The following is a 1,616-nucleotide window of genomic DNA, read 5'->3' as shown; positions in this document are numbered from 1 at the left end:
CGGGCGAATCAAAGCACCGTCATTCATCAGATACAAGGGTGAAATGCACGCCTGCGGCGCCCTTGTATCTGCTGCCTGCCGTTGCTTCTCAGCCCTTTGCCGCGAGGAACTAACCGAAACATGACTTAACCACCCGAGAGGAGAACCAGCATGCACACACAAAACGTCAACACCGCCGCTTCAGAATCTTCCAAAACATGGGTTAAAACCCCTGAATCCATTTACTTCACACGTAAAACAGCTGCGCTTGCTGAGCTAGCCCAGATTGAAGGCGACATGATGGCGTATTGTGCGCTGCAACGCCTCGGCATTGAGAATGAAGATCTGCACGAATCCGCATATATCCCGCTGATAGCGCATGACAGGATCGATGTGCTGGCAGCAATGGGCGGCATAGATTCATCGGCTGTATATGAAATGGTGAGCGCAGTCGATGCACTGATCAACGAGATGGACCCGACCTTGTCACCTGATGCGCTGCCATCATTAAACGCATTGCGTGCGGCGGCGAGAGAGCAAAAAGCGCAATGTCTGGCAGATATTCAGGAAAGCCTTAAGCCTTTCAGCGTAGATGTGCGGGGACAAATGGAGTACCGGGAAGAATACAGCTCATACGGAGAAACGTACTGGACAGAAAGCAGTATGCATCTGGGGCGCACCTGGACAATCACTGAGGCACTGGAGCTGGCAAAAGCGACCTGGGTTAAAGGCGAATGGAACCCCCGCGAAGATGGTGAGTGTTACTATGACGAGGAATCCGGGCGTGACTTAGGTCCTGTCAGCTTCAGCCCTTCACTTATCGTCATCTGCGATGAAAAAGGCAAAACTGTTCTGACTGGTAATGCTGCTGACCTGAGCTGGAATGAACATGTGATCGATCCCGCTGAGATTGAACGCATTAAAGCGGCTCAGGAGAAACTGCTGGATAAAGCGCGGTTTGAAAGCGGCTGGGATAACTACGAAACGGCGCGCCAGCTTCGCACTGAAGCGGAAAATTCGGGTAAAGGCATCGTCGATAGCGCCTGGCAGGGACATGCAGATGTAACTGCTGCACTGGCAAGTTTTGTCCACCCGGACCTTGAACATCCAGATGAAGAACGTGACGCCGTGGATTATGAGGCACTGCTCACTAATTCAGTATAAAAGCCTTATCAGAAAGAAGCCCCGGCAGGGGCTTTTTTTACGTCAGCGATCAGGAAAAGAGATATGTGTCTGCATCGGGCATCGCCGGAAAAGCGGGCGGCCCTGCGGGCCGGGGAAAGCCGGTGCTGACGCACCGGCCATCTCCCTTCGCCTGCGCTTTCTCTCTCCGGGATGCTGTCTCACCGTCTTCTCTCGCGGCTTCCTGCTGCTGTCTGTTCTGCTGCTGTGCTGCAGCTGCTTCTCCTGTTTCCTTTCAATAAAGGTCAACGTCATGAACATCATGATGGCCACCTCCGGCTCCCCGGCGTTGCCGGGTCGTCAGCCCCACTGCGCTAACCGGCTGTGCCGGTAAGCTCCGCCGGACCGCGAAGCGTTCCGGGCCTGACGGCTAGGGTCTGATGGCAACGTCAAGGTCAACCCCTGCAGCGGGCGTGCGCCCGCGCATTCACTGGCCACAAAAAGCCGTGGCCGCT

1 protein-coding gene is annotated in these 1,616 nt (G+C 55.0%); it reads left to right on the top strand.

Annotation, left to right across the window (positions count from 1 at the left end):
• Positions 1 to 150 precede the first annotated feature (150 nt).
• Entirely contained in the window at positions 151 to 1,143 is a 993-nt protein-coding gene (locus N5J69_RS22130; protein WP_159222844.1) for a Hok/Gef family protein, read from the top strand.
• Positions 1,144 to 1,616: the final 473 nt, after the last annotated feature.

The organism is Pantoea sp. GD03673 (genome assembly GCF_029844725.1).
In the GTDB taxonomy this organism is placed as follows: domain Bacteria; phylum Pseudomonadota; class Gammaproteobacteria; order Enterobacterales; family Enterobacteriaceae; genus Pantoea.
This window is presented reverse-complemented; position numbering and strand designations above follow the sequence as displayed.